This window comes from Streptomyces sp. NBC_01314 (assembly GCF_041435215.1).
Taxonomy (GTDB): domain Bacteria; phylum Actinomycetota; class Actinomycetes; order Streptomycetales; family Streptomycetaceae; genus Streptomyces.
The window spans coordinates 7,715,092-7,741,068 of record NZ_CP108394.1; the positions used below are offsets into that span (position 1 = coordinate 7,715,092).

20 protein-coding genes and 1 pseudogene are annotated in these 25,977 nt (G+C 68.4%); 12 read left to right on the forward strand and 9 right to left on the reverse strand.

Annotation, left to right across the window (positions count from 1 at the left end):
* The first annotated feature begins 552 nt into the window (after positions 1–552).
* From OG622_RS34035 to ribA, 4 genes are all read left to right on the forward strand, one after another.
* A complete protein-coding gene (locus OG622_RS34035) occupies positions 553–2,379 on the forward strand; it encodes a WD40 repeat domain-containing protein (protein ID WP_371580452.1) in 1,827 nt (608 codons plus the stop codon).
* Between the two features lie 113 nt (positions 2,380–2,492).
* Complete coding sequence (locus tag OG622_RS34040) at positions 2,493–3,512, forward strand: glycosyltransferase family 4 protein (protein ID WP_371580453.1); 1,020 nt, start codon at positions 2,493–2,495, stop codon at positions 3,510–3,512.
* A gap of 286 nt (positions 3,513–3,798) precedes the next feature.
* Positions 3,799–4,599 (forward strand): TauD/TfdA family dioxygenase, encoded by an 801-nt coding sequence (locus OG622_RS34045; protein WP_371580454.1) that lies wholly within the window; start codon positions 3,799–3,801, stop codon positions 4,597–4,599.
* A 14-nt stretch (positions 4,600–4,613) separates the two neighbouring features.
* Entirely contained in the window at positions 4,614–5,321 is a 708-nt protein-coding gene (ribA, locus tag OG622_RS34050; protein WP_371580455.1) for a GTP cyclohydrolase II, read from the forward strand.
* Positions 5,322–5,540: 219 nt separating this feature from the next.
* Here ribA and OG622_RS34055 read toward each other — a convergent pair whose 3' ends face one another.
* Positions 5,541–6,575, reverse strand: coding sequence for a LacI family DNA-binding transcriptional regulator (locus OG622_RS34055; RefSeq protein WP_371580456.1), 1,035 nt, complete (start codon positions 6,573–6,575; stop codon positions 5,541–5,543).
* 138 nt (positions 6,576–6,713) lie between these two features.
* Between OG622_RS34055 and OG622_RS34060 the strand changes: the two genes are divergently transcribed.
* Positions 6,714–6,995 carry a membrane dipeptidase gene (locus OG622_RS34060; protein WP_371580458.1) on the forward strand — a complete coding sequence of 94 codons (282 nt, stop codon included), beginning with the start codon at positions 6,714–6,716 and terminating at the stop codon, positions 6,993–6,995.
* A 133-nt stretch (positions 6,996–7,128) separates the two neighbouring features.
* Here the strand turns inward: OG622_RS34060 and OG622_RS34065 are convergent, their stop codons facing one another.
* Positions 7,129–7,299 carry a hypothetical protein gene (locus OG622_RS34065; RefSeq protein WP_371580459.1) on the reverse strand — a complete coding sequence of 57 codons (171 nt, stop codon included), beginning with the start codon at positions 7,297–7,299 and terminating at the stop codon, positions 7,129–7,131.
* A gap of 180 nt (positions 7,300–7,479) precedes the next feature.
* On the opposite strand from OG622_RS34065, the gene OG622_RS34070 reads away from it, so the two are divergent.
* Entirely contained in the window at positions 7,480–8,487 is a 1,008-nt protein-coding gene (locus OG622_RS34070; protein ID WP_371580460.1) for an NAD(P)/FAD-dependent oxidoreductase, read from the forward strand.
* A 456-nt stretch (positions 8,488–8,943) separates the two neighbouring features.
* Here the strand turns inward: OG622_RS34070 and OG622_RS34075 are convergent, their stop codons facing one another.
* The 5 genes from OG622_RS34075 to OG622_RS34095 all read right to left on the reverse strand — a co-directional run bounded on the left by OG622_RS34075 (position 8,944) and on the right by OG622_RS34095 (position 15,482).
* Positions 8,944–10,599 (reverse strand): alpha-amylase family glycosyl hydrolase, encoded by a 1,656-nt coding sequence (locus OG622_RS34075; RefSeq protein WP_371580461.1) that lies wholly within the window; start codon positions 10,597–10,599, stop codon positions 8,944–8,946.
* Between the two features lie 100 nt (positions 10,600–10,699).
* A complete protein-coding gene (locus OG622_RS34080) occupies positions 10,700–11,608 on the reverse strand; it encodes a carbohydrate ABC transporter permease (protein ID WP_371580462.1) in 909 nt (302 codons plus the stop codon).
* A gap of 109 nt (positions 11,609–11,717) precedes the next feature.
* Positions 11,718–12,992, reverse strand: a complete 1,275-nt coding sequence (locus OG622_RS34085) for a carbohydrate ABC transporter permease (protein ID WP_371580463.1) — start codon at positions 12,990–12,992, stop codon at positions 11,718–11,720.
* A 48-nt stretch (positions 12,993–13,040) separates the two neighbouring features.
* Positions 13,041–14,288, reverse strand: coding sequence for an extracellular solute-binding protein (locus OG622_RS34090; RefSeq protein ID WP_371580464.1), 1,248 nt, complete (start codon positions 14,286–14,288; stop codon positions 13,041–13,043).
* 159 nt (positions 14,289–14,447) lie between these two features.
* Positions 14,448–15,482 carry a LacI family DNA-binding transcriptional regulator gene (locus OG622_RS34095; RefSeq protein WP_371580465.1) on the reverse strand — a complete coding sequence of 345 codons (1,035 nt, stop codon included), beginning with the start codon at positions 15,480–15,482 and terminating at the stop codon, positions 14,448–14,450.
* 224 nt (positions 15,483–15,706) lie between these two features.
* Here OG622_RS34095 and OG622_RS34100 point away from each other — a divergent pair, with 224 nt between their 5' ends.
* On the forward strand, positions 15,707–17,881 hold the full coding sequence (locus OG622_RS34100) for a glycogen debranching N-terminal domain-containing protein (RefSeq protein ID WP_371580466.1): 2,175 nt from the start codon (positions 15,707–15,709) through the stop codon (positions 17,879–17,881).
* 126 nt (positions 17,882–18,007) lie between these two features.
* Here OG622_RS34100 and OG622_RS34105 read toward each other — a convergent pair.
* Positions 18,008–18,531 (reverse strand): annotated as a pseudogene (locus OG622_RS34105) (hypothetical protein).
* 120 nt (positions 18,532–18,651) lie between these two features.
* On the opposite strand from OG622_RS34105, the gene OG622_RS34110 reads away from it, so the two are divergent.
* Entirely contained in the window at positions 18,652–19,095 is a 444-nt protein-coding gene (locus OG622_RS34110; protein WP_371580467.1) for an HIT family protein, read from the forward strand.
* A 319-nt stretch (positions 19,096–19,414) separates the two neighbouring features.
* On the opposite strand, the gene OG622_RS34115 is transcribed toward OG622_RS34110, so the two are convergent.
* Positions 19,415–20,467, reverse strand: coding sequence for a LacI family DNA-binding transcriptional regulator (locus tag OG622_RS34115; protein WP_371580468.1), 1,053 nt, complete (start codon positions 20,465–20,467; stop codon positions 19,415–19,417).
* A 366-nt stretch (positions 20,468–20,833) separates the two neighbouring features.
* Here OG622_RS34115 and OG622_RS34120 point away from each other — a divergent pair, with 366 nt between their 5' ends.
* Genes OG622_RS34120 through OG622_RS34135 form a run of 4 tightly spaced genes read left to right on the forward strand, consistent with a single transcriptional unit; the run spans position 20,834 to position 25,704 of the window.
* Entirely contained in the window at positions 20,834–22,132 is a 1,299-nt protein-coding gene (locus tag OG622_RS34120; protein WP_371580469.1) for an ABC transporter substrate-binding protein, read from the forward strand.
* Between the two features lie 14 nt (positions 22,133–22,146).
* The gene (locus OG622_RS34125; RefSeq protein WP_371580470.1) at positions 22,147–23,202 is read left to right on the forward strand and encodes a carbohydrate ABC transporter permease; all 1,056 of its coding nucleotides are present in this window, start codon (positions 22,147–22,149) and stop codon (positions 23,200–23,202) included.
* On the forward strand, positions 23,199–24,032 hold the full coding sequence (locus OG622_RS34130) for a carbohydrate ABC transporter permease (RefSeq protein WP_371580471.1): 834 nt from the start codon (positions 23,199–23,201) through the stop codon (positions 24,030–24,032). The genes OG622_RS34125 and OG622_RS34130 overlap by 4 nt, the downstream gene beginning before the upstream one ends.
* Positions 24,033–24,087: 55 nt before the next feature.
* Positions 24,088–25,704: a glycoside hydrolase family 13 protein gene (locus tag OG622_RS34135; protein WP_371580472.1), complete on the forward strand. Its 1,617-nt coding sequence runs from the start codon at positions 24,088–24,090 to the stop codon at positions 25,702–25,704.
* The last annotated feature ends 273 nt before the right edge of the window (positions 25,705–25,977 follow it).

A 25,977-nucleotide genomic window follows, 5' to 3' on the forward strand; every position in this document is an offset into this window, starting at 1 on the left:
CGAGGTGGCGAATTCGGTCGAAGTCGCCCTAGTCGCCGTACGGGTCAGCCCGTCCGAGACTGTGGCCGGGCACGAGTAAAGGTACTGCTCAGTGGCGTGTTAAGCGGTTTGGGGTGCAGGGTCGGTGTCGAGGGAAGGGTGACCGACCGCAGACCGAACCCTTGCGAATTCCGCAGAACAGCCTTTCCTTCGATGTTTAGCGAGAAGCGGGCTGCGCGTCCGTCAAACCTATCGGCACAGTGAATTCGGCTTGCGGCAACTGCTTGACGACCCTCGATGATCCACTATACGTTTGGCCCTCGGTCGAGATCGATATCCAAGGCAAAAGAGACGTCCACGGGGTGGCACAGGCGTCTGAGCTTTGCATTTTTTTGCGAGTGCGCTTTCTCTGGGTCCCGCCCATGGCCGGGCGTGCCGGGCACCGACCGCGTACGGCTCCGGCACGTCCTCGCCCGGCGCCCCATGGCCGACTCACGGTCCACCTACCTGCGGCAAAACGCCCCTCATCGAGCCCGTACAGCTATCACGATTTGAGGTCAGCCCATGTACCCGATGGATGTTTCCGTCCGGCATGCCCGCATCGGTACTCCCTCTGACGCGCCGCACGCCTCCCCCCAGACCTGTGTGGCCTTCAGCCCGGACAACCGATGGTTCGCCACCGGTGGCTATGACGGTCGAGTGGTGGTGTACGACCGCTGGACCGGCGAACCCTGCTGGACGGGGCAGCACCAACGCCTGGTCAACGGCATTCGGTTCGCCCCCAATGGGCGCTGGCTGGCCAGCGTCTCCGCCGACAAGACCTGCCGCGTCTGGGACGCCGTGACCGGCCAGATCGTCAACCTGCTCTCGCGTCAGCCCGACGACCTCAACTGCGTCAGTTGGCTCTCGGACGAGGCGCTGGTGACGGTCTCGCAGGACGGCACGGGCCGGATGTGGGACCTCACCGACAGCACGTTGCGTGACGTCGTCCTCGGCCACGCGGATCACTGCATGTTTGTCGACGCGCTGCCGGACACCATCGCGACCTGCGGTGAGGATGCTGTCATCCGCATCTGGGGGGCTGACGGTACCCGCATCGCCGAACTGGGCCAGGCCGGCCATGCCGAGATGTGCCGTTGGTCGCCCGACGGCAGGATCCTCGCTGCCAGTTGCGACGACGGACATGTCCACCTGCTGGAGCGTGACGGCGAACTGATCGGGAAGATCGGCCCGTACGACACCGCGGTCAAGTCCGTCGCCTGGTCACCGGACCAGCGGCACGTGGCGATCGGGGCGTACGACAGCACAGTGAGGATCTGGTCCGTCGTCACAGGCGAGGAACTGGTCCGCTGGTCGGGGCCGCATCTTTGGCCGCGATCGCTGGACTGGGCGCCGGACGGGCGACACCTGATCTCCGGCACGACTGCAAGCGGCCCCGCACTGTTGCCCGTTCCGGAGCAGCTGGGGGACACGGTCCACGGCGAGGTCGTGACGGTACGGCTCGACCCGCCCAGCACCACCTGCGGTGTCAACCATGTCACGAGCCGCGGGGACGTGATCGCGCTGGGCTGCGACGACGGCGCGGTGTGGCTGGCAGGGGCGGAGCCACGACGGCTGCCCGGCGGCGACGGAAGCCTGGTCAACACGGTCTCGCTACACCCGGACGCAGACCTGGTCGCCGCCGGGGCGTTCTCCGGGCGGGTCTGGGTCTCGACCATCGCCGGCGAGCCCCTCGCGTCGGTACAACGGTCGCACCCGATCAATCGCGTGGCCTGGTCCCCGGACGGCAGCCGGATGGCGGTCGCCGACTACGAGGGGACGCTCGACATCTATCGGTGGCAGGACAACGCGCTCATACCCGAATCCGCGTACTACGGCCACGACGGGGCAGTGAAGGACGTCAGTTGGGTCGACGACGAACGGCTGCTCGCCGTCTCCACCGACCGCACCGCTCGGCTGATCAGTACCAGCGGCACGTTGCTGCGCATGTTCACCGGGCACGGCGAGCTCATCAACAGCGGCTCCATCACCCGCATCGGCTCCCGAGAGGTGCTCGCGACGGCGTCGCGCGACCGTACGGTTCGGGTCCATGACGTCGGCACGGGGGAATTGCTGACCGTGTTGGTCGGACACGACGAGTCCGTCAAAGCACTCGCGTGGGGCCGCTGCGACGGCCGACCGGTGCTCCTCACCGGGGGATACGACTTCACCGCTCGACTGTGGTGGTTCACCGACGACATCGAATCGGCAGGCAGCCGACGCCTGGAGGCGCACGGCAACGCGATCAGCTCCGTGGCCTGGTCGGGCAGCGACCCGGTGACCGCAGGGTGGGACGGCAGGGTCTTCCGCTGGTCGATCAGCGGTGACGACGCCCCGCGGCCGACGGTCGTCTTCGGCTGATACGGCTCGCCGCAGATCTCGCCCCAGCGGCACGGCGCGCCGACGCCGACGCCGACGCCGACGCCGACGCCGACGCCGTGCAGGAGTCCGGCTTCTTGGAAGAAAGGAATCCCGTGAGGATCGCGCAGCTCGCGCCGCCCTATCTCCCCTGCCCGCCCCGAGGTTACGGCGGGGTCGAGCGGGTCATCGCCGAACTGGCCGACGCCCTGGTCGACCAGGGCCACGAGGTGACACTCTTCGCCCACCCGTCGTCCCAGACCCGAGCCCACCTGACAAGCACCCGACTGACAGACCGGGACAGCTTCGACTGGCAGCGGGAGGTGGTGCACGTTTCGGAATCGCTGCGGAAGATGGGCGGCTTCGACATCGTGCACAACCACACCACTGCCGCCCTCCCCTTCCGCCACTTCGCCCCACTGCCGATGGTCACCACCGTGCACGGGACAACAGGCTGGGAGGTCATACGGCCGGTGTACGAGCACGCGCGTGACGCCGCGTTCGTCTCCATCAGCGACAGCCAACGCCGCTTCGGGGTCACCGACCTGAACTGGGTCGACACCGTCTACAACGGAATCGACATCCGTCGGTTCACGCTCGACCCGGACCGGATCGGACAACGGGACTACCTGCTGCACATGGCGACGCTCAGCGAACGCAAGGGCACCGCCGACGCCGTCCGTGTCGCCCTCGCGACAGGGCGCCGACTGATCATCGCGGGCCGAGTCGACCCCACCGACCGTCCCTTCTACGACAGTTACGTGGCGCCGTACGTCGACGGAGACCAGATCCGGATGATCGGTGAGGTCGACGGCCCCGAGAAGGTGAAGCTGATCCAGGGTGCCGCCGCGATGGTGCTCCCGATCCACTGGGACGAGCCGTTCGGCCTCGTGATGGCCGAAGCGATGGCCTGCGGCGTGCCGGTACTGGTACTCGACCGGGGTTCAGCGCGAGAGCTGGTAGCCGACGGCAGCACCGGGTTTGTCCGGGCCACCGTCGACGAGCTTGCCGAGGTGGTCCCCGATCTGGCGGGCATCGACCCCTACGCGTGCCGCAATCGGGTCGTCGACCGGTTCAGTCAGGACGCCATGGTCGACGGCTACCTGGCTGTCTATCAGAAGGTCGCCGGAATCTGACCGGTCGGGCCGATCAGGACGGGACGGCACAGCGACCGCCCTACCGTCGAACACCCATCCCACCGGGGAGTACGTCATCTCACACTCCGTCACACGATGCACCCCACCGACGGTTGCCCGGGAGGTGCCGCCTCCCTCACGCCAACGGCTCGACGATCAAGCAGCGCGGGAACTAGCCGACGCGGCGCATCCCCTGTGCGTCGATGGCGCCCGCCTTGATGACCGATCCTGGCTTCAGCGACTACGGGCGGCCGGCGCGGCCTTGTCGGCCGCGGTCCGTACGCCCATGGCCGGCTTCGCGTATGACAGCGGTGCCGACGGCGCCATGGTGCTTCGCGGTGTACCGGTCGATCCACACCCGCCCGTCACACCGAACGTGGCCGGCTCGGTACGTCGGGTTCCCAGCCTCGCGTCCACGACGCTGCTGCTGCTTGCCCAGCAACTCGGCCATCCGGTGGCCTACCGCGAGGAGAAGTCGGGGGCACTGGTCCAGGATGTCGTCCCGGTGCCGGCACTGCACACCGATCAGAGCAACGCCGGCGCGGTGGAACTCCTGATGCACACCGAGAACGCCTTCCATCCGTACCTACCGGATTTCGTCCTCCTGCTGTGCGTGCGCGCCGACCCGGCCGACGCGGCAGGACTTCGCGTGGCCTCGATCAGGCGAGCCATGCCCTTGCTGGACGATCGCACTGTCGCGACGCTCAGGGAACCACGGTTTCGTACCTCGCCGCCCAGCTCTTTCGGTGAACTGGCGGAGGTGCAGGTCGGACCCGTGCTGCGCGGTGCCATCGACGACCCTGACCTGTGTGTCGACTTCGCCGTCACCCGGGCTGTCGACTCGGAGGCAGCGGATGCGCTACGCCGGCTCGACCAGGCACTACGCGAGGTCACCCACGAGATCCGCCTCCAGGCCGGTGACTTGGCCGTGGTCGACAACCGGGTCTCCGTACACGGCCGTACCGCCTACCATCCCCGCTTCGACGGGACGGACAGGTGGCTGCACCGGGCGTACGTACATGTCGACCTTCGCAAGTCGCGGCGGCTTCGACCCTCCAATGGACCTGTTTTGGACAGTCGGCAATGAGCGAGGAAAAACCAATGGTGAAGCTGAATACAGCTGGCAACGCGAATCGACCGCAGGAAGTCCGTTCCGGCACCCAGAGCGTGCAGATCCGCCAACGGATCGATCTACCGCAATGGAGTTCCAACGGCGCCGCGGAGCCACACCTCTACAGTTTCGATTCTCTGTCCGACGGCGCCGAACACGTAGCCGTGCACTGGCCAGGGCCCGACGGCTCAGTTCCTCTGGTCCGCCTGCACTCGGAATGCCTCACCGGTGATGTGCTGGGCTCGGCGCGATGCGACTGCGGGCCACAGCTCAGCGAGGCCATCGAGATGATCAGGAAGGAGGGTGGGGTGCTGCTGTACCTGCGCCAGGAAGGTCGAGGCATTGGCCTGTACAACAAGATTGACGCATACGCCCTGCAGGAACAGGGCCTCGACACCGTGGACGCAAACCTGAGCCTGGACATGCCGGTCGACGCCCGCCGGTATGACGCCGCTGCGGAGATGCTGTGCACTCTCGGTATCACCCGGATCAGGCTTCTCACCAATAACCCGGACAAGGTCCAGGGACTGACGACCTGCGGTATCGAGGTGGCCGAAAGGGTGCCGACCACCTCTTTCGTCGGCAGCAACAACTACGACTATCTCCGCACCAAGGCAGTTCGTCTGGGACACGAGATCGACATGGTGGAAAGCGACAAGGAGGGTTTCTCGAACTTCTCCCCTTCGCCTTCTCCGTAAACTGCGGGTCCAGGAGTCGCACGATCTGCTTGATCGTGCGCTGTGCTCGGCGCAGTTGCTCTTGCAGCGAGGGATCACCGATGTGTTGCCCGGCCTCGTGCTGCGCTTTGTGGCGCAGGGCCGGGAGCAGCTCTGTCTGCGTGGTATTCCCAGGTCGCCAGACCGGGTAACGATCTGGGAGTCGGCGCCAGAGGGGACGTGTGGTCGTGTCGCGTCGGCTCAGCCGCTCGCCCGGATGACGAGCCGGGGCTGGAGCAGGACAGGCGCGGGTGGGCCGGGCGGCGGAGCGGGAGCCGCCAGCACCACCCGAAGCATTCGTAGGCAGGCGGCGGCGGCCTCGTCGAGCGGCTGCGCCACGCTGCTCAGGCCGACGACCGCCGCGGACGGAGAGTCATCGAAGCCGACCACCGCGATATCGACCCCGGGGCGCAGCCCGCGAGCGGTGATCTCGCTCCGGGCCCCAAGAGCCAGCGAGTCGCTCACGCAGACGATCGCGGTCGGCGGACTGGGCAGGTCGAGCATCGATGCGCTGGCCGCGCGGCCAGCATCGAACCCGTCGGGGACACCCACGTCGTAGCCGTGAGGGACACCGAGTCCGGCCGCGGCAACGACACTCGCCCAGCCACTGCGCCGGTTGTCGCCGACCCCTAACCCCTGCAACTCTTCCGGCCAACCGAGGAAGGCGATCCGGCGGTGGCCGGTCTCGATGAGGTGCCGGGTCACGGCCCTGGTCCCTTGCGCGCCGTCGACATCAACCCACCCATGCCGATCAGGGGTCTCAGGTTCAGTGTCCCAGGGGCGGCCGAACGTCACGAACGGCACCCGGCGTTCGGCCAGCCACGCCGTCCGGCGGTCATCGGCGTGCGTGCCGTGCAGGACGAAGGCGTCGACGTCGTAGTCGTCGAGAAGCTGGTCGTACAGGGCACATTCGTGGTCATCATCGACTGCCGTGAACAGCATGACCCGGTAGCCGACCTCCTGCGTCCGGGCGGTCAGCGACTGGAGGAACTGACCGAGGACGGCGCCGTTGACGCCATCCGTCGACGGCTCGATACGAGCGCCGATCAGCCGTGAGCGCCGGGTCCGGAGCGTGCGGGAAGCCTGGTGCGGGCGGTAGTTGAGCTCCTTGATGGCGGCCTGCACGCGGGCGAGGGTCTCGGGGCGCACCCGATGCGGCGCGTTGAGGACGTTGGACACCGTCTGCCGCGACACAGAGGCATGTTGGGCCACGCTTTCGAGCGTTGCTCGGGCCATCGCGAGCCACCTCCATCAGAGGTTGGGTTTGAACGTTAAATTTGATCGTTCCAATGGATCACTCTGGCGACCGTCGCGCGGACTGTCAAGGGTCGCACCGGGCAGCCCGGACGGCTCGATACCGACCGCTCGGCGGGCGTGACCACAGCAACCGACTACGCCGTCGACATCGTCGGTCCGGAACACGTCGGAGTGTCGACCGACTTCCCGTTCGACCACGAGGACTTCAACGCGATGCTCGAACAGAGCCCGGAGCCGTTCCCCGACCGCTACACCCGCTGGGGGCCGATCAGCTTCATGCCATCGGAAGGCCTGCTGACCGTCGAAGACGCGCTTCTCGCCGGGGGATACCCCAACCGCGCCGTCGGCGCGATTCTGGGCGGCAACTTCCTCCGCGTCGCCGAGCTGGTGTGGCAGTAGCTCGACCAGGAGTCGGTGTTCAGTTCTCATCGACATTTCCTGGCCCTGTGATTACCAAGTGCTGTCCACACTCGGCAATAAGTAGTGTCGCCTGTCAGTTACGAAGCCAGGAGATTCTCGTTGCTGCCACTGCCTACGGTGGGGCGGCTTCCGCTGTAGAACCGGGCCGATCAGTTCGCAGGCCCGCGCTGCGGCCACCAGCCGCGCCGATGCCGCCGGTGGCGGTGGCGGTGGCGAACTTCACCACGTGCTCGTCGCCGTGCTCGGCCGCGCGCACGAAGACCTCCCGTGCGGCGTTCGCCACGGATCCGGTCGGGGGCTTCGATATTTCGGACGCCAGTGCTGGGATGGCTGGTGAGTACAGGCGGCGTTCAGACTAGTGTCCCGCGTCTAAATCCCGGCTACGGGCTGCCTTCGGTCAGCGGGCGTCGGCCCCCAGGCCGCGCGGGCGGACGCTAAGGTCGTGAACGTGTTGAGCCCATCGGTGAGTAGGGACTTGGTCGTCGTCGGCTCCGGCATTGTCGGCGCATCGGTGGCGTATCACGCCGCTCGGGCGGGCGCCAACGTGACGTTGGTCGACGCCGGGCGGCCAGGCGCCGGCGTGACGGCGGACTCGTTCGCCTGGATCGGATCGTCCGGCGTGCTCAAAGTTCCGGCCGCCGGGCTGCGGGCCACCGCGACGGCGGAGTACCACCGGCTCGGGGCCGAGTTGCCGGGACTCCCGGTGACCTGGTCCGGCTCGCTGAGCTGGAACAGGCAGGACAGTGCGCCGGACGCCGGACCCGGGCAGACGATCGTGGACGCGACCACGGTGGCGACGCTCGAACCCAACCTTCGGCAGCCTCCGGAGTGGGCTGTCTGGGCGCCGGGGGACGGCGCTGTTGACTCGGTGGGCGTGACCGAGCGGCTGGTCGCGGCCGCTCGCACCCATGGCGCTCGGGTACATCTGGACACGCCGGTTACCGCGGTCCGCCGGGATGCAGCGGGCCGGATTGCCGGGGTTGAGACGACAGCAGGCCCCCTCTCCGGTGCGACGGTGGTGCTGGCGGCCGGAGTTGCCACGGCCGCGCTGGGCGCACCGCTCGGCGTGCGCGTCCCGGTCGAACCGTCGCCGTCGCCGCTGTTCCGGCTCAGCGCCCCGGCCGGTCTGGTCCGCACCGTGGTCAACACCGAGGACTTCGATCTCCGGCAGGTCGCCCCGGACCGGCTGATCGCCGCCGCGGACTCGCCCGAACGGACCCTTGCCGCCGTCCGGTCCACTTTCCATGGCACCGGGAGCGTCGAGCTGCTCGGCACCCGACTCGGAGTGCGCCCGATGCCGGCCGACGGTGAGCCGATCGTCGGCCCGGTCGCCGAGGTCCCCGGCCTCTACTTGGCAGTGATGCACTCGGCGGTCACGCTCGCCGCGGCCGTGGGCCGCCTGGTCGCGCGGGAGTTGGTCGAGGGAACCGTTGAGTCGGCTCTGTCAGGTTGCCGCCCAGATCGCTTCTGATGGTGAGGCACTCCTTGCGCTCGTGCGATGAAGGACGTCGGCGCTCTGCCTACAGGTTCTTCACGCAGAGCAGGATTCTGGTAAGCCGAGTCCCGATGGCAGTCTCGCAGCGGCTTCCCGGGGAGGTGCCGGCCCCGCCGCTAAATCCGAGCAGTTGCCTCGGGAGGCATCGTCGCCCAAGTCATGCTTCGGCTACCTGTGGCCTCCGGCATGCCCAGATCTGCCTCAATGCGCCGTTCGTGGCGATCACCTGTCATCGTGGCCATCCTTCCCCGTCTTCAGCGGATGGCAATCATTCGGCGAGAGGGCTGTCCCGTCTCCGGCAACTCCATCGGGATCCTGGATATGGACCAGGGCCTGTCCGGTCGGCGGGGAGGAACACCGGACAGGCCCTGGTGGATAGGGGGCGCGACTGGGCGCGGGGAGGTGGGCCGGAGTGATGCCCGTTGTCGTTCGTCAGTCCCGGTGCAGCAGGGCCGTGGTGTCGGGGGGCAGTAGCCCGGCTTTGTCCAGGGGTGCTGACGCGATGAGGGGGCTGGTGGCGGCGGGGAGCGGGGTCGGCTGGTCGGTGAGGTTGACCGCGCACAGCAGGCCGTTGCCGCGTTCGAAAAGGAGGGTGCCGGGCGGGCTGTCGAGCCAGTGGAAGTCCTCGCTCCGCAGGCCCGGGTTGGTGCGGCGCAGGCGCAGGGCGGAGCGGTAGAGCTGGAGCATGGAGGTGCGGTCGGCCTGGTTGGCTTCGGCGGTGTAGAACTTCCACTGCTCGGGCTGGGGGAGCCAGGGCTCGGCGGAGACGGACGTGCTGAAGCCGAAGGGTGAGGTGTCGCCGGTCCAGGGGAGAGGGACGCGGCAGCCGTCGCGGCCTCGGACGGTGTGGCCGGAGCGTTCCCAGGTGGGGTCCTGAAGCGCCGATTCGGGGAGGTCTTCTACCTCGTAGAGGCCGAGTTCCTCGCCCTGGTAGATGTACGCGCTTCCCGGCAGGGCCAGCATCAGCAGGGCTGCCGCCCGTGCTCGGCGGGTGCCGAGGGCGAGGTCGCCGGCGATCGGTTGGTTCCGGAACAGGGTCTGGACCCCGGTGTGGGCGCGGCCGTAGCGGGTGACGTGGCGGGTCTCGTCGTGGTTGGAGAGGACCCAGGTGGCGGGGGCACCGACCTTCGCCAGATCGGTGATCGTGCGGTCGATCACTTCCCTCAGCTTGTCCGCCTCGAAAGCGCACTTGAGGAAGTCGAAGTTGAAGGCGGTGTGGAGTTCGTCGGGGCGGAGGTAGTCGGGCATGCGGCCGGGGCGGACGTGGGCCTCGGCGACGAAGACGCGGGGGTCGGGGTAGCTGTCGGCGACGGCGCGCCAGCCGCGGAAGATGTCGTGGACACCCTCGCGGTCCCAGTGCGGATGGTTCCCCTCGTCTTCGCTGGCGATGACGGAGAACTCGGTCAGGCCGAGGTCCGGGAGGGCCGGGTCCTTGACCATGCCGTGGGCGACGTCGATGCGGAAGCCGTCGACGCCCAGGTCGAACCAGAAGCGCAGGATCGACTCGAACTCGGCCCGGACCTCGCCGTTGTCCCAGTTGAGGTCGGGCTGTTCGGGGGCGAAGAGGTGCAGGTACCACTGGCCGTCCGGCGTGCGGGTCCAGGTGGGGCCGCCGAAGGCCGCGTGCCAGTCGTTCGGCGGCTCGCTGCCCTCTTCCCCTTTCCCGTCACGGAAGATGAACCGGTCTCGTGCCGGGGAGCCGGGCGCGGCCCTCAACGCCTGCTGGAACCAGGCGTGTTGGTCGGAGGTGTGGTTGGGGACGATGTCCAGGATCACCCGCAGGCCCAGTTCGTGGGCCTCGGTGATCAGTTTCCGTGCCTCGCCGAGGGTGCCGTAGGTGGGGTGGATGTCACGGTAGTCGGAGACGTCGTAGCCGCCGTCGGCCAGCGGGGACGGGTACCAGGGGTTGATCCAGATCGCGTCGATGCCGAGGTAGGCCAGGTACTGCAGACGGGAGCGGAGACCGGCGATGTCGCCGGTTCCGTCGCCGTCGCCGTCGGCGAAGCTGCGTATGTAGACCTGGTAGATCGCGGCGGTCCGCCACCAGGAGTCGTTCGCGGCGTCGTTCGTGGGGGTCGGGTTGCTCATGGTGGGATCGGTCCAGTCAGAGGGGGTACAGGGAGGCGTTCCTCCCGGGGAGGGCGGGCACGCGCTTCGGCTGCGCGACTGGCCTTGGGTTCTCGCCCGGCTATCCCTTGGTCGCGCCTGCCGTGCCGCCGCGTACGAAGTGCCGTTGGAAGGCGAAGAAGACCAGGGCCACGGGGATGGTCATGAGCAGGGCCGCCGCGAGCTTGATCGGGTACAGGTTGCCGTCGCCGAGCTGACCGGAGACGATCGAGGCGACCCCGGTGGTCAGGGTGTTCAGTTCCGGGCTCTGCCGGGACACGATGAAGTGCGGCAGTTCGTTCCACGATCCCTGGAACGACAGGATGGTCAGGGTGATGAGGGCCGGCTTGGCCATCGGCAGCACGACGGACCAGAAGATCCGGAAGGTGCTCGCGCCGTCGATGCGGGCCGCTTCCTCGACGCTGACGGGGATCGACTCGAAGAACTGCTTCATGATGAAGATCCCCGCGGCGTCCGCGAGAAGCGGGACGATCATCCCCGCGTAGGAGTCGTACATCCCGAGCTGGTTGAGGACGAGGAATTTCGGGATGAGCAGGACGACGCCGGGCACGGCCATGACCGCGATGACGGCGGCGAACAGGGCGCCCCGGCCGCGGAAGCGCAGCCGGGCCAGTGCGTACCCGGCAAGGGAGTCGAAAAACACACGGCCGGCGGTGACGAAGAGCGCGACGACCACGGAGTTCGTGAACCAGCGTGGATAGTCCGCCTCGGCGAGTCGGCTGAAGGCCGCTGTGGTGAAGTGGGTCGGCCACAGCGACAGGGGGTGGCTGGTGGCGTCCGCGTCGGTCTTGAAGCTCGTCGCGAGCTGGATGAGGAAGGGGTAGATGTAGAGCAGCGCGACGATGACGAGGGCGGTGTAACCGAACGCGCGTGTGAGGGTACTGCCGCGGCGCGTGCGGTTGCCTGAGCGGCGGGTTGTGTGCGTGCCGTTCGCGGTTTCCGCGTGGGCAAGCTTGTGCTGGGTGCTCATCGCGTGCCTCCGTGGCGGACGCCGGCTGTGGCCGCCGGGGCGCCTGCGGTGATGGGCGCCGTCGCGCCGGATGTGGGCTGTGCGGGGTGGGCGGTTGCGGCCGTGCGGGTCATCCGGCCGCCCCCGTCGTCGGGCCGGATCCGGAGCGTGCCGCTTTCGCCGCGCGCCGGGTGGCGGCCTTGGCGCGGGCCTCGTCCTTGTCGCGCAGGACGAACCGCTGCAGGAGCGTCATCGCGACGATGATCGCGAAGAGGATGAAGGCGATGGCGCTGCCCTGTCCCCACTCGTTGTTGAAGAACGAGGACTGGTACGACAGGAACGCGGGAGTCAGCGTCGTCTTTCCCGGTCCGCCCTTGGTCATGACGTAGATCTGGTCGAAGACCTGCCAGGTGCCGATGAGTCCGAGGGTCAGGACGAGGAAGAGCGTCGGCTTGAGCATGGGCAGTGTGACGTGGCGGAACCGCTGCCAGCGCCCGGTGCCGTCGATCTCGGCGGCCTCCTCGACTTCGAGGGGGATGTCCTGCAGTGCGGCGAGGAACATGAGCATGAACGTGCCCGCCGTCGTCCACACGACCAGTGCGATGATCGCGCACATGGCCACGCTGGGGCCGGCGAGCCACTCCCACAGGGACAGGCCGCCGACGGTGGTGTCGGCGAGTGCGGAGGGGGGCGCGTCGGTGTTCAGGCCGAGGCCGCCGAGGGCGAGATGGATGATGCCGCGCGGATCGGCGAACCAGGCCGGCCCGTCCACTCCGATCTTCGCCAGCAGGGAGTTGACGACTCCGCTGGAGGAGAAGAGGAACAGGAAGACGACCGAGATCGCCACCGAACTCGTCACCGACGGGAAGTAGTACGCGGTGCGGAAGAACCCTTTGCCCTTCAGCCGCCTGCCGTTGACCAGGAGCGCCAGGCCCAGCGCGAGCACGGTCTGCAGCGGGACGACGAAGAGCACGTAGTAGGCGTTGTTGCGCAGGCTCATCATGAAGTCGCTCTGCGCCAGGCCGGGCTCGGTGACCAGCGGCGCGTAGTTCTCTCCGCCGACGAAGTCCACTCCGGAGGAGAACGGGCTGCCCTGCCCCTTCCAGTCGGACAGGCTCACCCAGAGCGCCATGACGATCGGTACGACCAGGAACAGTCCGAGCACGACGACGATGGGTGAGACGAACAGCCAGCCGGCGAGACCTTCCCGGCCCCGGATACCGCCGCGAGGGACTCGGGTGCGGCGACTTCCGCCAACTTCGGCCGTGGTGGCGTCCGGGCCGGTGTCTTTGCGGCGCCCGCGCGGCACGGATGACGGGGCGTCGGCCTTCGTGGTGCCTTCCGGGCGGGCCGGTGCCGGCCCGCTACCCGGGCCCTGTGCGGGCCCGGGGTTCGGTTCACTCATCGCAGATTCACTCTCGTTCTGTCCGTATCCGGATCCAGGCTGTCCGGGTCACTGGCCTACGACCGCCTGCGCGTTCTTCTGCAGCCGCGCGAGGATGTCCTTCGGGTCGGCCTTGGGCAGTCCCTGAAGGGCGGTGTCGAAGTCGATGAGCACCTGGTCGATCTTCGGGACGTTCACCGGGGCCTGGGCGTACGCGGCGCCGTCGATGTATGCCTTGTCCTGCGGGAACTGCGCGACGTAGTCGGCCTGGACGGACTGCCGGGACGGCATCACGCCGAGCGTCTCGGCGAAGGTCATCTGGCTGTCCTTCGCGGTCATCGCCTTGACGAAGTCGAGGGCCGCGGCCTTGTTCTTGCTCTTCGCTGCGATGCCCCAGCACTGGGTGAAGGCGAGCGTGCCCTCGCCCGCGGGTCCGGCCGGCAGCGGGACCGCCTTGTACTTGACGTCCGGGTAGTCGTTCTTCATGGCGCCGGCGATCCAGTTGCCCTCGATCGTCATGGCGGCCTTCTGCTTGCCGAAGGCCTCGCCCGACCAGCCGGAGTCGAGCTGCTTGGGATACTTGGCCGAGCCGTCGGCGAGCAGCGACTGGACGAACTTCAGGGCCTCAAGGTTCTCCGGAGAGTCCGCGGTGACCTTGGTGGCGTCCTTGTTCGTCACCCAGCCGCCGGCCTGGACCATGAAGGCACCGATCCGGTCGCGTGTGTCGCCGAGCGCGAGGCCGACCTGCTTGCCCGTGGTCAGCTTCTTCGCCACGGCCGCCAGTTCCTCCCAGGTGGTGGGGATGTCGGCGTCCGTCAGGCCGGCCTTCTTCCACGCCTTGGTGTTGATCTGCAGGGCGAGCGTCGAGAAGTCCTTGGGGGCGCAGTAGAGCTTGCCGTCGTAGGTGAACGCCTGGCGCAGAGCGGGGTAGAAGTCGTCCTTCCCCTCGAAGCTGTCGCCGTACGGTTCGAGACTGCCCGCGCTGGCGTACGTCGCGAAGAACTTGGCGTCGACGTAGAAGACGTCCGGCGGGTTGTTCGAGGCGAAGCCCTGGCCGAGCTGCTGGGTGATGTCCTGCGCCTGGGTGACGGTCGCCTTGTTGCCGGACTTCGTCGCCCACCCCTGGGCGGCGCCGGTGACGGCCTTCGTCTCCGCGTCGCCGCTGGAGGCGATGAGGACCTTGATCGACGCGGGGCCGGACGACTCCTGGCCGTCCCCTTCACCGCTGTCGTCGAACCCGCTGCCACCACAGGCCGACAGGCTGAGCGACAGCAGCGCGACGGCACCAACAGCCCAGCGGGTACGCGGATTTCTCATGATAAATCTCCTTGTGCGGGACCGGCCTGACGAGCCGGTGGTAGAGGGTGCCGCGTCCCGTCGCCGCACTGTGGCCATGAGCGGGATCGCGGGTGTTCGCCGGACGGGCTCAAGGAGCCGCTCGGTGGGGTGAAAAGGGTGCGGGTGTGGTGAGACGGCTCAGCCGCTCGCCCGGACGACGAGCCGGGGCGGCAGCAGGATCGGGGTGGGCGGGGCGACCGGCGGTTTCGGAGTCGCCAGCAGTTCCTGGAGCATCCGCAGGCAGGCGGCCGCGGCCTCCTCGTACGGTTGCGCCAAGCTGCTCAGTCCGACGACTGCCGCGGTCGGGGAGTCGTCGAAGCCGACGACCGCGACATCGGCACCGGGACGCAGTCCACGCGCTGTGATCTCGGTCCAGGCTCCCAGGGCCAGCGAGTCGCTCGCGCAGACGATCGCGGTCGGCGCAGTGGGCAGGTCGAGCATCGCCGCGGCGGCCTCACGGCCGGTCTCGAGCCCGTCGGGGACGCCCACGTCGTAGCCGGCGGGGGTGCCGATTCCGGATACGGCCAGGAGCGTGGACCAGCCGCTGCGCCGGTCGTCGCCGACCTCTGATCCTTGCGGTCCTTCCGGCCAGCCGAGGAAGGCGATGCGCCGGTGGCCGCTCTCGATGAGGTGCCGGGTCGCGGCAAGGGTTCCTTGCGCGCCGTCGACATCGACCCAGCCGTGCGGCTCGGGGGCCTCGGGTTCGGCTCCCCAGGGACGGCCGAAGGTCACGAACGGCACCCGGCGCTCGGAGAGCCAAGCTGTCCGGCGGTCGCCGGCGTGGGTGGCGTGCAGGACGAAGGCGTCGAGGTCGTGGTCGTCGAGAAGCTGCTCGTACAGGGAGCACTCGTGGTCGTCGTCGGTGGCCGTGAACACCACGATCCGGTAGCCGGCCTTTTGGGTACGGGCGGTCAGCGACTGGAGGAAGTGAGCGAGGACGGCACCGTTGACACCGTCTCGCGGCGGCTCGATACGCGCGCCGATCAGACGTGAACGCCGGGTCCGCAGCGTCCGGGAAGCCTGGTTCGGGCGGTAGTTGAGCTCCTCGATGGCGGCCTGCACGCGGGCCAGCGTCTCCGGCCGCACCCGATGAGGCGCGTTGATGACGTTGGAGACCGTCTGCATCGACACGGAGGCATGCCGCGCCACGCTTTCGAGTGTTACTCGCGCCATCGCGAAGCCACCTCCACAAAGTTCACAGCACCGCAGCGTATCGCTGTGGCGGTGCCGCATCGTCACGCCATCGCGCTTGGATTTGAACGTTAAATTTAGCGTTCTGATCGGTTACTGTGGCGATCCGCGCCCGGACTGTCAAGAGTCGGCGCGGTCACGAATCGCCTCACGACCCCGCCCCCACAAACCGCCCACGAGACACGAGGGCACCGGACGGAGCTTCCATGACTTCACCCCAGCGGCAGCCGCTCCTGCACGACCTCGCGGTCACCCTCGCGGCCCCGACCGTCGTGCTGTCCGCGCCGGACGGCAACCTCGACGCCGCCGCCCCCGGGGCAGGCGTACAGGGGCTCTTCCACGCCGACATGCGGGCGCTGAGTCTGCTGCGGGTGACGCTGCGCCCTGTCTGCGCCCCATCCGGCGAGCACATAGGGAAGGCGCCTTCGGCAGTCGGCGGCGCGGGCGGGGGTGAGAGCGACGGCGAGGGCTGGCTGCCCGTCGTCGCGGTCATGACCGCGGCGGACGGTCCCGGCCGCAGCCGTTTCGTCGGCCTGGCCCGGGCGCTCGGTGACGCCGTTTCCGACCCGACCGTCCGGGTCGACCGGCGGCGCATCCTGAACCCCCGCCTGCTCACCGAACAGCTGACCGTCCGCTCCAGCGCGACGACGCCGGTGCATCTCAGCGTCCGGGTCGAGGTCGCCGGAGACCTCGTGACACTGGAGCACACCAAGGCGGGCCTGCCGCCCCGGTCTCCCGCCGAGCCGACGGGCGAACTGCTCTCCGGCGCAGGCGTGTTGCGCTGGGGCAACCAGGCAGTGGACGTCGCCGTCAGCGCCCCCGGCGCGACGCCCGACGCCGAGCGTTCCACCCTGACCTGGACCCTCACGGTCGAGCCCGGCGAGAGCGTCGACCTGCACCTGGCCGCCGAGGTCTGCGACACGGCCGCAGTCGTCACCGCCGCCGACCCCCGCCCCACCTGGCAGCGCCCGGGCCTCACCGCCGACGACCGCCGCCTGCCCGCCCTCGTCGCGCAGAGCCTGGACGACCTCCACTCGCTGCGCATGGCCACCGCCGAATCACCCGGCGACACCTTCCTCGCCGCGGGTCTCCCCTGGTTCTTCACGCTCTTCGGCCGGGACAGCCTGTGGGCCGCACGGATGCTCCTGCCGCTGGGCACCGACCTCGCGCTGGGCACCCTGCGCACCCTGGCCGCCCAGCAGGGCACCCGCACCGATCCAGCGACGGAGGAAGAGCCGGGCAAGATCCTCCACGAGGTACGGCGCGGGGTCTTCGACGACGGCACGGGCCTTGTCCTGCCGCCGGTCTACTACGGCACGGTCGACGCGACGCCCCTGTGGATCTGCCTGCTCCACGACGCATGGCGCTGGGGCCTGCCCACCGCCGCCATCGAACCGCTACTGCCCGCACTCGTGGCGGCACTCGGCTGGATCGACGCCGCCGCCCGGGCCGGAGACGGGTTCCTCTCGTACATCGACCACAGCGGCACCGGACTTGCCAACCAGGGCTGGAAGGACTCCGGCGACGCCGCCCGGTACGCCGACGGCCGCCTCGCCGAAGCCCCGCTGGCTCTCGCCGAAGTACAGGGCTACGCCTACGAGGCAGCCCTCGCCGGAGCGGCACTCCTCGACGCCTTCCACCTGCCCGACGGTGAACACTGGCGCACCTTCGCATCCGACCTCGCCGACCGCTTCCGAGCACGCTTCTGGGTCTCCGACCAGCGAGGCCCCTACCCCGCCATGGCACTCGACGGCTCGGGCCGCCCCGTCGACTCCGTCACCAGCAACATGGGCCACCTCCTGGCCACCGGCATCCTCAACGCAGACGAGACCGCCACCGTCGCCGCACGACTAGCCGCCCCCGACATGTCCGACGCCTACGGACTACGCACGATGTCGTCGAAGTCCGGCGGCTACGGCCCGCTGCGCTACCACTGCGGCACCGTCTGGCCGCACGACACCGCCATCGCCGTCACCGGCCTCGCCCGCACCGGACACCCTGAAGCCGCCGCCCGGCTCATCGAAGGCATCCTCGAAGCGGCCCCGGCCTTCGAGTACCGGCTGCCGGAACTGTGGGGCGGCGACGCACGCACGGACACCCCCGCACCGGTCCCCTACCCGGCCGCCTGCCGCCCACAAGCCTGGTCGGCGGCAGCAGCCATCGCCCTCATGACCGCGATGACCGGCCTCGATCCCGACGTCCCCGCCGGCCGCCTCCACCTCCGGCCGACAGGCCCACTCCCCGTCGGCGCGCTCCGCATCGCCGGGCTCACCGTCGCGGGAGAACGACTCGACATCACCATCGCCTCCGACGGCCGAATCGAATCGGTAACAGCCCCTGCGGGACTGACCGTCGAGGAACACTCGGCGCCGCACTCCTGAGGTTCACCCGGCCGACCGGTGCGACGACCGGTCGGCCGAAGTCGGCGGCGACCCGGCGGCGGCCCCGCCGCCACATGCGTGGCCCAGTGGCGCAGCCCGAGCACCGAGGACGAAGGGCGGTCGCCGCTACCAAGCCGCCGCCTGGATCACTCGTACGGCGATGTCCTGGACCGACAGGCCGTCGGTCGGGATACGGACGGCGCCGGCCGGAGCCTTCTCGTCCAGTTGCTGTGCCGCCCGCAGGCTCCGCTCGATGTGCGCGGTGAGCTGCGACCCGATTTCGCGTTGGGCGAGCCGTTCCCGCACGGTCGCTTCCTCGGCCGTGAGCAGAACGCAGGTGGCTCTGGTCTCGCCTCCGCCCATGGCCCGGCTGATCATCGGCTCTTCAAGGATGCTCACCGTGTTCGTGTAGATGAGGCGACGCTGGCCGAGAGCGGTGTAATTCGACCGGACTGCCGCGATGTTCCGTTCCGTGATGGCGGCGCGATGAGGATCGTCGTCCGGGGCTGGATGGATCCAGTCCATGAAGTCGCCCTCGATCAGGCAGTGCGCCGTTCCTCTCCCTTGCAGAACCGCGGACCCCTCCCATCCGACGGTCGACTTGCCAACGCCGCACCACCACCGATGAGCAACGATTCGTAAGCGGTCACGGCCCGGCAGCCTGGCAGAACCCGGACTGCCTCGTCGACGGGAATTCGCTGGGCGTGGCTGGTCACGTGTGGTGTCGTAAGGGGCGAGACAGACGTCTTGAAGGTTGAGGGGGCGGTGAATTGCCGGGCGACGAATGTGTCTTCTGCTCGATCGCACGAGGCCAGGCCGAGGCGAGCATCGCCTTCGAGGACGAATGGGTCATCGCGTTCATGGACCTCCAACCCGTGACCCCGGGCCATCTGCTCGTCATCCCGAAGTCACATGCGGAGGGACTGGAGGATCTGCCGGAGGACATCGGTGTGCGGGTCTGGACGGTGGCGCATCGCCTCGGACGCGCACTACGGCTGTCCGGTCTGCGGTGCGAGGGAGTCAACCTCTTCCTGGCCGACGGCGAGGCGGCCTTCCAGGAGGTCTTCCACGTCCATCTTCATGTCTTTCCCCGCTTCAAAGGGGATCCGTTCCGCATTGAGGCGGACTGGCGCGTGCGCGAGCGCAGTCTGCTGGACGAGACAGCGGTGGCGGTGCGCCGGGGAATCGCTGCTCTGGATTTCCTTCCGCGCTGAGGCGAAGCGCCGCGGTTATGGACAGGGTTTGCTCAAGTCCGTCGTCCATGCGCGGCAGCAGGTTACCGGGGGCTGACTCGCCCTTCGACCTCCACACCACGACACGGGGCTGTGACCGGTCTCTCGTACCACTCACTGCCCCGCTGCTGGTGTGGAGATTGGTCTCATCGGTGGATCAGCAGCAGCCTTCAGCGGCCGGTTCCTCTGCCCCGGTGCCGGACGAGACCCGGCTCGTACAGCAGGTGCTGCCCTGCTGCTTGGCGAGGGTGCCTGTGTCGGCCTTGACGACGTACACCTCCAGCCGGGGCGCGAAGTGCGGCTACCCGCCGATTGCTTGCTCGCCTTGAGGGCTGGGTGGCGGGGCAGTGGTCCCTCGTGGGATCAGGTGAGTGGGCAGGACGATGTGCCGGCTTCGGTCCGCTTCGGAGTCGTTGATGAGCTCCAGGGCCAGTTCGGCGGCGGCTCGGCCCATGTCGGAGGGGGACTGGGCCACGGTGGACAGGTCGAGCCATTCGGCCATCAACTGGTCGTCGAAGCCAAGGACGGAGATCCGTTCGGGCACCTCGATCTGCACAGTGCGCAGGGCCGAGATGACGGAGGCGGCCAGGTCATCCTGCTCGGCGAAGATCGCGGTGGGTGGTTCGCGCAGGCTCAACAGGTTTCCGATTGCCTGAGTGGTTCCTCGCTTGTCGCGGGGCGGGGTGGTGACGACCAGGTCGTCGTCCAGCGGTATGCCCGCCTCGGTGAGCGCCTGCCGGTAGCCGAGAAGGCGATCGCGTGAGCTGAAGCTGAAGCCACGGGCGTTGACGGTGTGGGCGAAGGCGATCCGGCGGTGTCCGAGGTTGATCAGGTGGCGGGTGGCCCTGCACGCGCCGGCGGCGTCGTCGATGTAGATGCTGGGGCGGCCTTCGACGTGCTGGCTGATGTAGATGACCGGCATGCCGAGGTCGTCGAGCCGGGCAGTCTCGTCGTTGGTGAGGTCGAAGCAGAAGACCAGCAGGGCGTCCGCGTTGCGCCGAGCAGGCAGGCGTTCGAAGAACGCTGCTCGCTCGGCCAGATCCGGCACCACGTAGACGGTCATCTCCATGCCCGCGCCACGCAGCAGCGGGCCCAGGCTGGACAGCGCCGCTCCCATGAACCACGAGTCGAGCGTGGGCACCAGCACCGCCATCACCCCGGTCCTGCCGGTGACCAGGCTCGACGCCTGCCGCGAGACCGCGAAGTTCAGCTCACGGGCGGCCTTCTCGACCCGGGCACGGACCTCGGGTGAGACCGATGTCAGGCCGCGCAGGGTGCGCGAGACGGTGGACGGGGAGACCCCCGCCCGTTCGGCTACGTCGGCCAACGTGGGGTGCCGCTGAGCTGGTGACATGAGCGGAAGCTAGCACAGATTCAGCCCTCAACGGGACCCCGCGTGGCAGCGCTGTCACGGACAACCTGAAGGCGTAATGGGCGATACGTTCCCCGAATCTGGCGGTGTGGGTCACCTAAATCGTGAGTGCGACCCGACGTTACGCATTGACTTCCGTCGAGTGCACTCCTACGGTGCAAGCGTTGTCACAGCGGAGTCGAAGTCCTCGCCGTGAGTCCATCCTTCGCGGCTTTGACCTGCTCTTTTGATCTACAAGGCGCTATGACAGCACAGTCTCGTATCAGAGCCGTCTCATAGTCAGTCTTGGCAGTCCTCCCTACCGGGCGCCCTTGCCGAGGCTTCGGTTCCGCACGTCCAGGAGAGACAGTGAACGCCAGAACCAGCAGAGTCCTTCAGTGCTCGGCCGTGCTCGTCGCCGCCGGGCTCGTCCTCACCGCCTGCGGCTCCTCCGACGACGCCGGCTCGTCTGGAGAGTCGAAGAGTCCGTCGTTCTCGGGCCGTGGCCCGATCACGTTCGCGGCCGCCAAGGACAGCTCCGGTGTCGTCCAGAAGGTGATCGACAGCTGGAACAAGCAGCACCCGAAGGAGAAGGTCACCTTCGTCCAGCTGCCGTCGGACGTGAACCAGCAGCGTCAGCAGATGATCCAGAACGCCGAGACGAAGTCCGACGCCTACACGGTGCTCTCCCTGGACGCGGTGTGGACCTCGGAGTTCGCCGCCCACCAGTGGATCGACCAGCTGCCCGCCGCGCAGTTCCCGCTGGACGAGATGCTCAAGCCGGTGGTGGAGACGACCAAGTACCGCGACAAGCTGTACGCGGTCCCGCAGTCCTCCGACGGCGGCCTGCTGTACTACCGCTCCGACCTGCTGAAGAAGGCCGGAGTCAGCGCCGCGCCGACCACGTGGGCGCAGATGCAGGCCGCCTGCGCCAAGATCGGGAAGCTGCCCGAGGCCAAGGGCATGTCCTGCTACGCCGGCCAGTTCCAGAAGTACGAGGGCCTCACGGTCAACTTCTCCGAGGCCGTGAACTCCGCCGGCGGAGTCGTCACCGACGCCGAAGGCAAGCCGGACGTCGACACACCTGCGGCGAAGAAGGGCCTGGACTTCCTCGTCGACTCCTTCAAGGACGGCACCATCCCGAAGGAAGCCATCACCTACCAGGAGGAGGAAGGCCGCCAGGCGTTCCAGTCGGGCAAACTGGCCTTCTTCCGCAGCTGGCCGTACGTGTACTCGCTGGCCGAGAAGAGCAAGGTCAAGGGCAGGTTCGAGGTCGCGCCGCTGCCCGGCCTGACCGGGGCAGGCTCCTCCACCCTGGGCGGCCACAACGTGGCCCTCTCCTCCTTCGCCGAGAACAAGGCCACGGCGCTGGACTTCATCAAGTTCTTCACCGACCACGACAGCGCCACCACGTTCCTCAAGGAGGGCTCGGCCGCCCCGCCTTACGCGGACCTGTACGACGACCAGGTGTTGGTCAAGCAGTACCCGTACCTGCCGGTGCTGAAGAAGTCGATCCTGAACGCCGTGCCGCGCCCCCGGGTGGTCCAGTACGGCGACGTGTCCTCGGCGATCCAGCAGGAGGCGTACGCGGCCCTGAACGGCGACAAGTCCAGCGCACAGGCGCTCAAGGACCTGCAGGAAGCCCTGCAGAAGCTCTCGGCGCAGTGAGAGGGAGGCGCGTGGTGGCCACTGGGACCCCACCGGAGAAGGCCGCGGACCGGCCGCCCGGACCGGCAGCGGGCCGGGCCGGGCGGCCCGCCGGGCCGGCGAGGCCCCGGCGGGACCGGAAGTCGGCGACAGCGGGTTCCGGCCGGATGGCGGCCCTGCTGGTCTCCCCGACCCTGCTGGTGCTGACCGTCGTCGTGCTCTACCCGACGATCATGGCGTTGCGGGAGTCGCTGTACGGGACCAAGGGGCTGGACCCGGCAACCGGCTTCATCAGCGACACCGAGCCGTTCGTCGGACTGCAGAACTACACCGACATCTTCGGCGAGGCCGGAGAACGATTCTGGAACGCCTTCTGGAACACCACCTTCTTCACCGTCGTCACGGTGGGCCTGGAGACGGTGATCGGTGTCGCCATGGCGCTGATCATGCACAAGGCGTTCAGCGGCCGGGCCCTGATCCGCGCGAGCATCCTCATTCCCTGGGCCGTGCCCACGGCCATCTCCGGCCTGCTGTGGCGGTGGATCTTCAACAGCGACGGCATCGCCAACGCCCTGGTCGGTCATCAGATCCTGTGGACCACCGAGGGTTTCCACGCCAAGATCGCCGTCATCATCGCCGAGGTGTGGAAGACCGCCCCCTTCATCGGGCTGCTGGTCCTGGCCGGCCTGCAGGTGATCGGCAAGGAGGTGTACGAGGCGGCCCGCATGGACGGGGCGAGCCCCCAGCGCCAGTTCTGGCACATCACGTTGCCGTTGGTGAAGCCCGCTCTGCTGGTGGCTGTGCTGTTCCGCTGTCTGGACGCGCTGCGGATGTTCGACCTGCCGTACCTCCTCGTCGGCGCGCAGAAGAACTCGGTGGAGACCCTGTCGATGCTCGCGCAGAACGAGGCGTCCAACGTCCGCTTCGGACCCGCCGCCGCCTACGCGGTGGTCCTCTTCGTCTACGTCCTTCTCATCGCGCTGGGCTTCGTACGGCTGCTGGGCGCGGACGTCATCGGCGACGCGGGCGGGCCGGGCAGGAAGAAGCTCCGACGGGCCCCGAAGCGGAACCGTGTGGAGGTGTCGGCATGACCGCGACTGTGAAATGGCGAACCTGGCTGCTCTACCTGGGAGTTGCCACGGTGGTGGCCTACTGCCTGGCCCCCTTCTACTGGATGCTGGTCTCCAGCCTGCGCCGCACCTCGGACATCTTCGACACCTCGCTGCTGCCCTCCCCGGTCTCGTTCGAGAACTACGAGGCGGTCTTCAGCCCTTCCCAGGGATTCGGCCGCGCCCTCCTCAACAGCCTGATCGTCTCCGGCATCACCACCGTCCTGGCGCTGCTGCTGGCCACGTTCACCGCCTACGCCATGGCCCGGCTGGAGTTCCGCTTCAAGCGGCTGATCCTCACCCTGATCATCGCCACCTCGATGTTCCCGGTCGTGTCGATCGTGGTCCCGCTGCTGAAGCTGTTCACCGACATCGGCTGGATCAACACCTACCAGGCGATGATCGTGCCCAGCATGTCCTTCGCCCTGCCGCTGGCGGTGTGGAACCTGACCACGTTCTTCCGGCAGATGCCCGACGAACTGGAGCAGGCCGCGATGATCGACGGCTGCACCCGGGGCCAGGCGTTCCGCAAGGTCATCATCCCGATCGCCGCACCGGGCATCTTCACCACGGCGATCATCACCTTCATCGCCGCCTGGAACGAGTTCCTCATCGCCCTGTCGATGACGAACCGGCCCAGCATCCAGACCGCGCCGGTCGCCATCTCCAAGTTCGCCGGCGCCAGCCAGTTCGACACCCCGTTCGGCAGCCAGATGGCCGCGGGCGTCCTGGTCACCATCCCCCTGGTGATCATGGTGCTCCTCTTCCAGCGCCGCATCGTCGCCGGCCTCACCGCGGGCGCGGCCAAGTAACTCCCGGCTGCCGCACCGCTCTCTCCCCCCACTACCAAAGGACCCTCAGCAGCACATGTCCTCCACCACGCCCTCGCCCTGGTGGCGCAGTGCCGTCATCTACCAGGTCTACATCCGCAGCTTCGCCGACGGCGACGGCGACGGCGTCGGCGACATCACCGGCCTGCGCTCCCGCCTGCCCTACCTCAAGTCGCTCGGCGTGGACGCCCTGTGGATCAACCCCTGGTACAAGTCCCCGATGGCGGACGGCGGTTACGACGTCGCCGACTTCCGCACCATCGACCCGCTGTTCGGCACGGTCTCCGACGCGGAGCGGCTGATCGAGGAGGCCCACGAGCACGGGATCCGGATCATCCCGGACATCGTGCCCAACCACACCTCCGACGAGCACGTCTGGTTCCAGGCGGCACTGGACGCGGGCCCCGGCAGCCCCGAGCGTGACCGCTACGTCTTCCGGCCCGGCCGCGGCCCCGACGGCACCCAACCGCCCAACAACTGGATCTCCTGCTTCGGCGGCCCCGCCTGGACCCGCCTGCCCGACGGCGACTGGTACCTCCACCTGTACGCCCCCGAGCAGCCTGACCTCAACTGGCAGCACCCCGACGTCCACGCCGAGTTCGAGTCCATCCTGCGGTTCTGGTTCGACCGGGGCGTCGACGGCTTCCGCATCGACGTCGCCCACGGACTCGCCAAGGACCCCGAACTGCCCGACGTGACACGGGAACAGACCACGCACCCGCACTGGGACCGAGACGAGGTCCACGACATCTACCGCACCTGGCGTGAGGTCGCCGACGAGTTCGACGGCGACCGCGCCTTCGTCGCCGAAGCCTGGGCCGACACCCCCGAACGCCTCGCCGCCTACGTCCGCCCCGGCGGCCTGCACACCGCCTTCAACTTCGACTTCCTCATGGCCAGCTGGGACGCCAAGGACCTCCGCACGGTCATCGACGACTCCCTCGCCATGCTCAACGGTGTGGGCGCACCGGCCACCTGGGTGCTCTCCAACCACGACGTCATGCGCCACACCAGCCGCTACGCCCGCCACAGCGTCGCACGCTGGGTGCCCAACGAGCGTTACCAGCCCCAGGGCCCCGTCGACCTGGACCTCGGCACCCGCCGCGCCCGAGCGGCAGCCCTGCTCATGCTCGCCCTGCCCGGCGGCGCCTACATCTACCAGGGCGACGAACTCGGCCTGCCCGAAGTCGAGGACCTCCCCGTGGACGTCCTCCAGGACCCCATCTGGGAACGCTCCGGCCACACCGACCGCGGCCGCGACGGCTGCCGCGTACCGATCCCCTGGTCAGGACAGGCCGAGCCGTTCGGCTTCAGCCCCGACGAGGCCTATGCCGGCCCCTGGCTGCCCCAGCCCGCCAACTGGGGTGAGCGCAGCGTGGAGGCACAGACCGGGGACGAGACCTCGATGCTGGAGCTGTACCGCACAGCCCTCCGCCTGCGCAGCGAACATCCCGCCCTCGGCGACGGCAGCATGACCTGGCTCGACACGCCCGCGAAAGTCCTCGCCTTCCGCCGCGACCCGGGGTTCGTCTGCGTCGTGAACCTTTCGGGTGAGGCGTACCAACTACCCGGCCACACCTCGATCCTGCTGTCCAGCGGTCCCCTTCAGGACGGCCTGCTGGCACCCGACCAGGCGGTCTGGCTTCAGCCATAGCGGCCTGCAACAGGGGCAACGAATCCAGTCGAACTGTCCCCTTGATCCGCCAGGGCCTGCCCGGTGTCCCTCCCCGCCGACCGGACAGGTCCTGGTCCACACCTGAAAGCAAGCCGAGTCGACACCAGCCTTCGGCATGCTGCTGGTCCTGCCCGTCTGATCGTCTTCACGTCCTTCCAGTGGTGATTCGTCCAGGGGCGGCCGGCTCCGCCGTCACGAGCCGAGCCCGCCTTACGGGGGGCGGCATATCAGTGATGATCCGGACGCGGGGCT

Excerpts from the sequence above, each read along its gene's own strand:
- OG622_RS34035 (WP_371580452.1), top strand. The coding sequence starts at position 553 with ATGGATGTTTCCGTCCGGCATGCCCGCATCGGTACTCCCTCTGACGCG.
- OG622_RS34045 (WP_371580454.1), top strand. The coding sequence starts at position 3,799 with ATGGCCGGCTTCGCGTATGACAGCGGTGCCGACGGCGCCATGGTGCTT.
- ribA (WP_371580455.1), top strand. The coding sequence starts at position 4,614 with ATGGTGAAGCTGAATACAGCTGGCAACGCGAATCGACCGCAGGAAGTC.
- OG622_RS34055 (WP_371580456.1), bottom strand. The coding sequence starts at position 6,575 with ATGGCCCGAGCAACGCTCGAAAGCGTGGCCCAACATGCCTCTGTGTCG.
- OG622_RS34075 (WP_371580461.1), bottom strand. The coding sequence starts at position 10,599 with ATGAGCAACCCGACCCCCACGAACGACGCCGCGAACGACTCCTGGTGG.
- OG622_RS34080 (WP_371580462.1), bottom strand. The coding sequence starts at position 11,608 with ATGAGCACCCAGCACAAGCTTGCCCACGCGGAAACCGCGAACGGCACG.
- OG622_RS34085 (WP_371580463.1), bottom strand. The coding sequence starts at position 12,992 with ATGAGTGAACCGAACCCCGGGCCCGCACAGGGCCCGGGTAGCGGGCCG.
- OG622_RS34090 (WP_371580464.1), bottom strand. The coding sequence starts at position 14,288 with ATGAGAAATCCGCGTACCCGCTGGGCTGTTGGTGCCGTCGCGCTGCTG.
- OG622_RS34095 (WP_371580465.1), bottom strand. The coding sequence starts at position 15,482 with ATGGCGCGAGTAACACTCGAAAGCGTGGCGCGGCATGCCTCCGTGTCG.
- OG622_RS34100 (WP_371580466.1), top strand. The coding sequence starts at position 15,707 with ATGACTTCACCCCAGCGGCAGCCGCTCCTGCACGACCTCGCGGTCACC.
- OG622_RS34115 (WP_371580468.1), bottom strand. The coding sequence starts at position 20,467 with ATGTCACCAGCTCAGCGGCACCCCACGTTGGCCGACGTAGCCGAACGG.
- OG622_RS34130 (WP_371580471.1), top strand. The coding sequence starts at position 23,199 with ATGACCGCGACTGTGAAATGGCGAACCTGGCTGCTCTACCTGGGAGTT.
- OG622_RS34135 (WP_371580472.1), top strand. The coding sequence starts at position 24,088 with ATGTCCTCCACCACGCCCTCGCCCTGGTGGCGCAGTGCCGTCATCTAC.